Raw genomic sequence first — 8,411 nt, 5'->3', positions numbered from 1 at the left:
CCGCCCCCGCCGTCGGATCCTGGTCACACCGCGACGAACCCCGCCACAACTGGCACGAGTCCCCCCGCTGTCCCCCCAACATGGAAACCCCCGAACGCGAACGCCAAATGCGCCTCTGGAAAAACGCCGTCACCAACACCTTCGACTAGAGCGACTACGACTTCCAATAACCCCCCCCAACCTCAACCGGGCCCCCGTCACACACGACGGGGGCACGGCCGGTTAATCCGGTCCGCTGTCGAGGGCGTTAGGCGACGGAATTGGTCGCGGCCACCCAGGCGTCGAGCTTCGCGCTGGCGGCGCCCGAGTCGATGGTGGCCTCGGCCACCGCGATCTTGGCCCGGAAGCGGTCGAGAATCGGCACCTGGAGCTGGGCCGGATCCTTCGCGAGGTCGAAGGCGACGAGGCCGGCCGCGGCGTTCAGCACCACGATGTTGCGTACCGGTCCGGTCTGGCCGGCCAGCACGGCGCGGGCGATCGACGCGTTGAAGTCGGCGTCCCCGCCGAGGAGGTCGGCGATGTCCGCGCGGGGTATACCCAGCTCCAGTGGATCGAGGTCGTGCTCGGTCACCGAGCCGCGTGACACCTCCCAGATGTGACTGTGCCCGGTGGTGGTGAGCTCGTCGAGACCATCGTCACCACGGAAGACGAGGGCCGTCGCGCCCCTGGTGCGGAACACGCCCACGATGAGCGGGACCTTGTCGAGATGCGCCACCCCGACGGCATTCGCCTCGCACCGGGCCGGGTTGCACAACGGGCCGAGGAAGTTGAACACCGTGGGAATTCCGAGGTCCCTGCGGGTGGGGCCGGCGAATCTGAAGCCCGGGTGGAACAGGGCGGCGTAGGCGAAGGTGATCCCCGTCTCGCCCAACACGCCGGCGACGCGGTGCGGGAGCAGGTCGAGGTTGACGCCGAGCGCTCCGAGCACGTCGGACGACCCAGAGGCCGAACTCGCCGCCTTGTTTCCGTGCTTGATCACCGGAACTCCGGATGCCGCGGCCACGACGGACGCCATCGTCGAGACGTTCACGGTGCCGAACCGATCCCCGCCTGTTCCCACGATGTCGAGGGCCATCGGATCAACCGCGAGAGGAAGAGAATTCTCGAGGATCGCGTCCCGAAATCCGACGATTTCGTCGACCGTCTCGCCCTTCGCGCGAAGGGCGACGAGGAATCCGGCGAGCTGCGCCGGAGTGGCTTCTCCCTTCATGACCTGCCTCATCGCCCAGGACGCCTCGCTGATCGCGAGATCGTCCCCGTCGAGGAGCATGCTGATCAAACGGGGCCAGGTGAGCTCAGAAGACATAGTTGCGATCCTAGCTATTTGGTCCAACTGGCCGCGGCAATGAGAAAACTTGACTAAGAAATCGTCCATAATGGAGAAGTGACCAGCACCTCAATCTCTCGCTCAGTCGGGGCCCCCGTCGTCAATCGTCCGAGCGTGGTTGCGGTTGGCACGATCGTCTGGCTCGGAAGCGAAGTCATGTTCTTCGCCGGCCTGTTCGCCATCTACTTCACGCTGCGGTCGACGTCGCCTGAGCTCTGGGCGGCCGAGACCCCCAAGCTCAACGTGCCGTATGCGTTGACGAACACGATCATCCTCGTCGCGTCCTCGTTCACGGCGCAGTTCGGCGTCTTCGCCGCCGAACGGCTCCAGGCGAAGCGCACCGGCTGGAACCCCGTCAAGTGGGGCATGGTCGAGTGGTTCTTCGCCAGCTACGCCCTCGGCGCCATCTTCGTCACCGGCCAGGTCTTCGAATACGCGAACCTCGTGAGCGAGAACGTGAGCCTGGCGTCGAACTCCTACGGCTCTGCCTTCTACCTCACCACCGGGTTCCACGCCCTGCACGTCACCGGCGGCCTCATCGCGATGCTGCTCATCATCGGCCGTGCGTACAGCGTGAAGAACTTCGGCCACAAGGAGGCGACATCGACCATCGTCGTGTCCTACTACTGGCACTTCGTCGACGTCGTCTGGATCGGGTTGTTCCTGGTCATCTACGTACTCAAATAATCCGCGGCCACTTCTTACAGGAACCAGGGAACCACTTCAGCATGGCGAAGAACACACTCAGCACAGCACGACGGGGCCGGCGTCATCCACTGGCGACCATCGCCCTGATCGTGATCGGGCTGGTCTCCACCGGCGGTGCGTATGCCCTGTTCAGCAGCACGGCATCCGCGAACACCCCGGCGTCGACCACCACGGCCACGGTCGACCAGGGCAAGAAGCTGTTCGCGGCCAACTGCGCGACCTGTCACGGGGTGAACGCCGGCGGTGTCGCCGGCGTCGGCCCGAGCCTCTATGGTGTTGGCGCGGCCTCGGTCGACTTCCAGGTCAGCACCGGGCGCATGCCCCTCGCCAACCAGGGAGTACAGGCGGAGCAGAAGCCCGCGCAGTTCACCAAGGACCAGATCAGCGCACTCGCCACCTACGTGGCATCCCTCTCTCCCGGACCGGGAATCCCCGACGCCAAGTACCTCAAGGGCAACGGCAACCTGGCGAACGGCGCCGAGCTGTTCCGCATCAACTGCGCCATGTGCCACAACGTCGCCGGAGCCGGAGGCGCGCTCACCCAGGGCAAGTTCGCGCCGACCCTGAGCGGCGTTCTGCCCGTGCATGTCTACGAGGCGATGGTCTCCGGTCCGCAGAACATGCCCGTCTTCAACGACAAGAACCTCACGCCCGCCCAGAAGGCAGACGTGATCACCTACCTCAAGTACCTGGACCAGAACCCGTCCCCCGGTGGAATCGACCTGGGCAACCTGGGTCCCGTTTCCGAGGGCCTGTTCATCTGGATCTTCGGCCTTGGCGCCATCGTCGGCGTGACGATCTGGATCGCCGCGAAGGCCAACTGAGACTTCTGCATCACCTACAGCACCAACCGAAGGGAAGAGAATGGCACAGCAAGACGACGGCGGCTCGAACGCCGCTGCCGGCTCGGCCGTGGTGAAGAGCGAGGCACCCGTGCCATCGCCCGGTACGGCCGTCGTTGCGTCAGACGCCTTCGAGAACCCCGGACTGCCTCCCCACCGTCTCCGGGTCACCGACCTGGATCCGCGCAAGGATCGAGTCGCGGAGCGCCGTGTCTACACGCTGTTCTACCTGTCGATCGTCGGAAGCATCTTCGCGGTGGCCGCGTACGTCGCCTTCCCGATCATCCCGGGCAACTCGGCGTCGGTGCGTCTCAACACCCTCTTCCTCGGACTCGGGATAGCGCTCGGCCTTCTCGGCATCGGCATCGGCGCCATCTACTGGTCGAAGAACCTCATGCGCGGCGACGAGATGAGCGAGTCCCGTCACCCCACCCGCGGCAGTGAAGCCACCCGCGCCCGCGCGGTAGAGATCTTCAAGGAGGGCAACGAGGAGTCCGGTTTCGGTCGACGCAGCCTCATCCGCAACAGCCTGATCGGCGCCCTTGTCGCCACACCGCTGCCGGCCATCGTGCTCTTCCGCGACCTCGCACCGGCGGCCGACCCCGTGCCGCTGCTCAAGGAGACCATGTGGCGCGAGGGCACTCGACTCACGAAGGACCCGTCGGGAGTTCCGATCAAGGCCTCCGATGTGACCCTTGGGTCTGTCTTCCATGTCATCCCCGAGGGGCTGAACGACAAGGAAGATCGCCTGGAGGAGAAGGCGAAGGCTGCGGTTCTGCTCATGCGCCTCAGGCCTGAAGACCTCAAGGTCTCCCCCGGACGCGAATCCTGGAACTACAACGGCATCGTCGCGTACTCCAAGATCTGCACCCATGTCGGATGCCCGGTCGCGTTGTACGAGCAGCAGACTCACCACCTGCTCTGCCCGTGCCACTCGTCCACGTTCGACGTCACCAACGAGTGCAAAGTCATCTTCGGCCCGGCCAAGCGCCCCCTGCCGCAGTTGCCCATCGCTGTGGACAGCGAGGGTTACCTCATCGCCCAGAGTGATTTCCACGAACCAGTCGGCCCGAGTTTCTGGGAGCGTTCATGACCGTCTCTGCCCCTCCAGCACCCTCCGCTCCGGCGGTCGCTCCGAGCCGCGGATCCCGCTTCACGGGGGCCGCCGCGAACTACATCGACGAGCGCACCAGCATCTCCGGACTCGTCAAGGAACTCGGCCGCAAGATCTTCCCCGATCACTGGTCGTTCATGCTCGGCGAGGTCGCCCTCTACAGCTTCGTGGTGATCCTGCTCTCCGGCACGTTCCTGACCTTCTTCTTCCAGCCGTCCATGACGGAAGTGGTCTACAACGGCTCCTACGTGCCGCTCAAGGGTATGCAGATGTCGGCCGCGTACTCGTCGACGCTCAACATCTCGTTCGACATCCGCGGCGGCCTGCTCTTCCGCCAGATCCACCACTGGGCGGCCCTGCTCTTCATCGCCGCCATCGGCCTGCACATGCTCCGGGTCTACTTCACCGGTGCGTTCCGCAAGCCGCGCGAGATCAACTGGGTGATCGGCTTCGTGCTGTTCATCCTCGCCATGGCCGAGGGATTCACCGGCTACTCGCTCCCCGATGACCTGCTCTCCGGAAACGGTCTGCGCATCATCGACGGACTGATCAAGGGCATCCCGGTGATCGGCACCTGGATCTCTTACCTGCTGTTCGGCGGGGAGTTCCCGGGCACCAAGGTCGTGGCGATGTTCTTCTCGATCCACATCCTGCTGCTGCCGGCCATCCTGGTGGCGGCGCTCGGCGCCCATCTGCTGCTCATGGTGATCAACAAGCACACGCAGTTCGCGGGCCCCGGCCGCACCAACGACAACGTCGTCGGTGTGCCCATCCTGCCGATCTTCGCGGCCAAGGCCGGTGGATTCTTCTTCGTCGTGTTCGGCGTCATCGTGCTCATCGCGTCGCTGTTCACGATCAACCCGATCTGGACCTACGGACCGTACGACCCGTCGCCGGTCTCCGCCGGCACCCAGCCCGACTGGTACATCGGTTTCGCCGATGGCGCGCTCCGACTGATCCCGCCGGGCTGGGAGTTCGTCTGGCTCAACCACACGTGGTCGTTCAACATCATCGTCGTGATTCTGGTGCTGCCGATCTTCCTCGCTGCCGTGGCCTTCTACCCCTTCATCGAGGGCTGGATCACCGGGGACAAGCGCGAGCACCACATCGCCCAGCGCCCGCGAAACGCGCCTGCTCGCACGGCGATCGGCGCCGCGGGCGTCACGTTCTACGCCGTGCTGTGGGCTGCCGCGAGCTCCGACCTCATCGCCACGCACTTCCACGTGTCGATCGAGGGTGTGATTCACGTGCTTCAGGCCCTCGTCTTCCTCGGACCGATCATCGCCTACATCGTCACCAAGCGCGTGTGCATCGGCCTGCAGAAGAAGGATCGCGAGATCGCGCTCCACGGTTTCGAGTCCGGGCGCATCGTCCGTCTCCCCGGCGGGGAGTACGTGGAGGTGCACGAGCAGCTCAGCGACTACGAGCGCTGGCGCCTCGTCAGCTTCGACGAGTACGAGCCGCTCATGATCCGCCCGAACGCCCAGGGTCGTATCACCACGGCGCAGCGCACCCGCGCGGCCCTCTCCCGCTGGTTCTTCGAGGACCGGATCATGCCGGTCACCAAGACGGAGATCGAACAGCAGCACCACTAGCCCACACGCTACGACGAAGCCCCCGCCGGTATTCCGGCGGGGGCTTCGTCGTGTGCGGCGCTGGGCGTCGCACACGATGCGGCAGGCGGTGCCGCGATGCGGCAGTACACGACAGCTCGGGTTCGCCGCACAACGGCGGAGTCGAGCTCGTTACCAGCCGCCAGAGACTACTCAGTCGTTGTCGAAACGCTTCTTGAGGAAGTCGGAGGTGGAGCGGTAGTCGAGCCGCTCGTAGAAGCGCGCGGCGTGGCTGCTCGCCACCGTGAGCTGGCGCACTCCACGAGAGCGGCACTCATCCTCGATCGCGGAGACCAGCAGGCTCCCCAGGCCGCGGTCCCGTGCCGGCGTATTCACGGCGAGCTCCTGCAGCTGGGCGGAGTCCCCGTTCGTGTAGAGCAGGCGCTCGATGGTCGTATACGCGTAGGCGGAAACGACGCCGTCCAGCTCGGCGACGAGCAGGATGTGATCGCGACTGGGCTCCACCGCGTGGGCGAAGGCCTCGACGAACGATTCACGGTTCGGCTTCTCGCCGATGCCGAGCTGCTCGACGAGGGCGAAGACCGCGTCGACGTCGCTCGGCGTGGCCAGCCGCACAGCGCTGGAGCTAGCGGGCGAAGTTGCCGCGGTAGTACTCATACACCCACCCCACGAGGCTGATCGCGGTGACCGCGACGCCGATGAACGCCAGCCAGATGCCGATGGCGATACCCATGAAGAGCAGCGCCCCGCCGGCGGCGAGCATGACCGGCCACCAGCTCCACGGGCTGAAGAAGCCCTGCTCGGCATCCCCGTCGTCGATGTTCGCGTCGAGCCGGTCCTCGGGAAGTTCCCCGCCGACCGAACGGTGCGAGCGACCGAGGTAAAACGCGATGAACGCGGACATGATGGCCGAGAGGCCGATGGCGAGAGTTCCGGCCCACTCCACCGGCGAGCCCGGATCGGTGCCCGGAGCCTGCACCCCGGCGAGCTGGGTCAGGTACCCGGCGTTGTGCACGACGATGCTCCACACCGTGTAGGCGATGTCCGCAAGGACAAAGAATCCGCACAGGATCCAGAACAGCTTGGCGTTGGTGTTCACGCTACTTGACCTCTCCGTCGGCCAGGTCGTACGTGGCCGAATCCGGTGCATCCTTCAACGGTCCGACGCCTACCGGCATCCCGACCTCGGGGTGGTTCAAATCGAAGGCCGGCGACTCGGAACGAATACGCGGAATCGAGGTGAAGTTGTGACGGGGCGGCGGGCACGATGTCGCCCACTCGAGCGAGCGGCCATAGCCCCAAGGGTCGTTCACCGTCACCTTGGGCGCCTTGCGCGCCGTGATGTAGACGTTGAAGATGAACGGCAGCATCGAGACCGCGAGGATCATCGCGCCGATCGTCGACAACTGGTTCATCCAGGTGAAGCCGTCCTCGGGCTGGTAGGTGGCATACCGACGCGGCATGCCCAGCACACCGAGCCAGTGCTGCACGAGGAAGGTGGTGTGGAAGCCGATGAACAACAGCCAGAAGTGGATCTTGCCGAGGCGCTCGTTGAGCATCTTGCCGGTGAACTTGGGCCACCAGAAGTAGAACCCGCTGAACATGGCGAAGACGACGGTGCCGAAGACCACGTAGTGGAAGTGGGCGACCACGAAATATGTGTCGGAGACGTGGAAGTCGAGCGGCGGGCTGGCCAGGATCACGCCGGTGAGGCCACCGAAGGTGAAGGTGATGAGGAAGCCGATCGCCCAGAGCATCGGTGTCTCGAACGTGACCGAGCCACGCCACATCGTTCCGACCCAGTTGAAGATCTTCACCCCGGTCGGCACGGCGATGAGCATCGTCATGAGCGAGAAGAACGGCAGCAGCACCGATCCGGTCACATACATGTGGTGAGCCCAGACGGTGACGGAAAGGGCCGCGATCGAGATGGTGGCGTAGACCAGGGTCTTGTACCCGAAGATCGGCTTGCGGCTGAAGACCGGGAACACCTCGGAGACGATGCCGAAGAACGGCAGGGCGATGATGTAGACCTCCGGATGCCCGAAGAACCAGAACAGATGCTGCCAGAGGATCGCACCGCCCGCCTGCACGTTGTAGAGGTGCGACCCGAACACGCGGTCGGAGCCGAGGGCGAAGAGCGCCGCTGCCAGCACCGGGAACGCCATGAGGATGAGGATGGCGGTGACGAGGGAGTTCCAGGTGAAGATCGGCATGCGGAACATCGTCATGCCCGGGGCGCGCATCGTGATGATGGTCGTAATGAAGTTGACGGCTCCGAGGATGGTACCGAACCCGCTCAGGGCGAGTCCGAAGACCCAGAGGTTGCCACCCAGCGAGGGCGAGAATGTCGTCGTCGACAGTGGCACGTAGGCGAACCACCCGAAGGATGCCGCGCCCTGCGGGGTGAGGAAGCCGGCGACCGCGATGAGCGAGCCGAAGCTGTACAGCCAATAGGCGAAGGCGTTGAGTCGCGGGAAGGCGACGTCCGGCGCGCCGATCTGCAGCGGCATCAGCACGTTGACGAAGCCGGCGAAGAGCGGCGTCGCGAACATCAGCAGCATGATCGTGCCGTGCATTGTGAAGAGCTGGTTGTACTGCTCCTTCGAAGTCACGATCTGCAATCCAGGCTCGAAGAGCTGGGCGCGGATGATGAGCGCCATCACGCCGCCGAGGAGGAAGTAGATGAACGATGAGATCAGGTACATGTACCCGATGGTCTTGTGGTCGGTCGACGTGATCCAGGTGACCAGGACGTTGCCCTTACGACCCACCGACGGCGAGAAACTCTGCGGGGATCCGGTGCTGCCGGTGGTCGGGCGGGCTACTGTGTCTGTGCTCATTGG

General features: G+C 64.8%; 8 protein-coding genes. 4 read left to right on the top strand and 4 right to left on the bottom strand.

What is annotated here, in order from left to right; genetic code table 11:
* Window positions 1-247: 247 nt before the first annotated feature.
* Window positions 248-1,306 (bottom strand): anthranilate phosphoribosyltransferase, encoded by a 1,059-nt coding sequence (trpD, locus tag FVP33_RS09395; protein ID WP_147783394.1) that lies wholly within the window; start codon window positions 1,304-1,306, stop codon window positions 248-250.
* A 78-nt stretch (window positions 1,307-1,384) separates the two neighbouring features.
* Here trpD and ctaE point away from each other — a divergent pair, with 78 nt between their 5' ends.
* Genes ctaE through qcrB form a run of 4 tightly spaced genes read left to right on the top strand, consistent with a single transcriptional unit; the run spans window position 1,385 to window position 5,586 of the window.
* The gene (gene ctaE, locus FVP33_RS09390; protein WP_147783393.1) at window positions 1,385-2,014 is read left to right on the top strand and encodes an aa3-type cytochrome oxidase subunit III; all 630 of its coding nucleotides are present in this window, start codon (window positions 1,385-1,387) and stop codon (window positions 2,012-2,014) included.
* Between the two features lie 41 nt (window positions 2,015-2,055).
* On the top strand, window positions 2,056-2,859 hold the full coding sequence (gene qcrC, locus FVP33_RS09385) for a cytochrome bc1 complex diheme cytochrome c subunit (RefSeq protein ID WP_147783392.1): 804 nt from the start codon (window positions 2,056-2,058) through the stop codon (window positions 2,857-2,859).
* Window positions 2,860-2,899: 40 nt separating this feature from the next.
* Window positions 2,900-3,970 (top strand): cytochrome bc1 complex Rieske iron-sulfur subunit, encoded by a 1,071-nt coding sequence (qcrA, locus tag FVP33_RS09380; protein ID WP_147783391.1) that lies wholly within the window; start codon window positions 2,900-2,902, stop codon window positions 3,968-3,970.
* The gene (gene qcrB, locus FVP33_RS09375) at window positions 3,967-5,586 is read left to right on the top strand and encodes a cytochrome bc1 complex cytochrome b subunit (protein WP_147783390.1); all 1,620 of its coding nucleotides are present in this window, start codon (window positions 3,967-3,969) and stop codon (window positions 5,584-5,586) included. Before qcrA ends, qcrB begins: the two co-directional genes overlap by 4 nt.
* Window positions 5,587-5,757: 171 nt before the next feature.
* Here qcrB and FVP33_RS09370 read toward each other — a convergent pair whose 3' ends face one another.
* Genes FVP33_RS09370 through ctaD form a run of 3 tightly spaced genes read right to left on the bottom strand, consistent with a single transcriptional unit; the run spans window position 5,758 to window position 8,408 of the window.
* Window positions 5,758-6,180: a GNAT family N-acetyltransferase gene (locus FVP33_RS09370; RefSeq protein ID WP_222706674.1), complete on the bottom strand. Its 423-nt coding sequence runs from the start codon at window positions 6,178-6,180 to the stop codon at window positions 5,758-5,760.
* 10 nt (window positions 6,181-6,190) lie between these two features.
* The gene (locus tag FVP33_RS09365; protein WP_147783388.1) at window positions 6,191-6,664 is read right to left on the bottom strand and encodes a cytochrome c oxidase subunit 4; all 474 of its coding nucleotides are present in this window, start codon (window positions 6,662-6,664) and stop codon (window positions 6,191-6,193) included.
* Window position 6,665: 1 nt separating this feature from the next.
* The gene (gene ctaD / locus FVP33_RS09360) at window positions 6,666-8,408 is read right to left on the bottom strand and encodes an aa3-type cytochrome oxidase subunit I (protein WP_147783387.1); all 1,743 of its coding nucleotides are present in this window, start codon (window positions 8,406-8,408) and stop codon (window positions 6,666-6,668) included.
* Window positions 8,409-8,411: the final 3 nt, after the last annotated feature.

This window comes from Lacisediminihabitans profunda, assembly GCF_008040105.1.
Lineage (GTDB): Bacteria > Actinomycetota > Actinomycetes > Actinomycetales > Microbacteriaceae > Lacisediminihabitans > Lacisediminihabitans profunda.
Note: the sequence above shows the minus strand (reverse complement) of the source record. Positions and strands in the feature narration are given on the sequence as shown.

Bases quoted from the DNA above. Each gene is read 5' to 3' on its own strand.
- trpD (WP_147783394.1), bottom strand. From the start codon at position 1,306: ATGTCTTCTGAGCTCACCTGGCCCCGTTTGATCAGCATGCTCCTCGAC.
- qcrA (WP_147783391.1), top strand. From the start codon at position 2,900: ATGGCACAGCAAGACGACGGCGGCTCGAACGCCGCTGCCGGCTCGGCC.
- qcrB (WP_147783390.1), top strand. From the start codon at position 3,967: ATGACCGTCTCTGCCCCTCCAGCACCCTCCGCTCCGGCGGTCGCTCCG.
- qcrC (WP_147783392.1), top strand. From the start codon at position 2,056: ATGGCGAAGAACACACTCAGCACAGCACGACGGGGCCGGCGTCATCCA.
- ctaD (WP_147783387.1), bottom strand. From the start codon at position 8,408: ATGAGCACAGACACAGTAGCCCGCCCGACCACCGGCAGCACCGGATCC.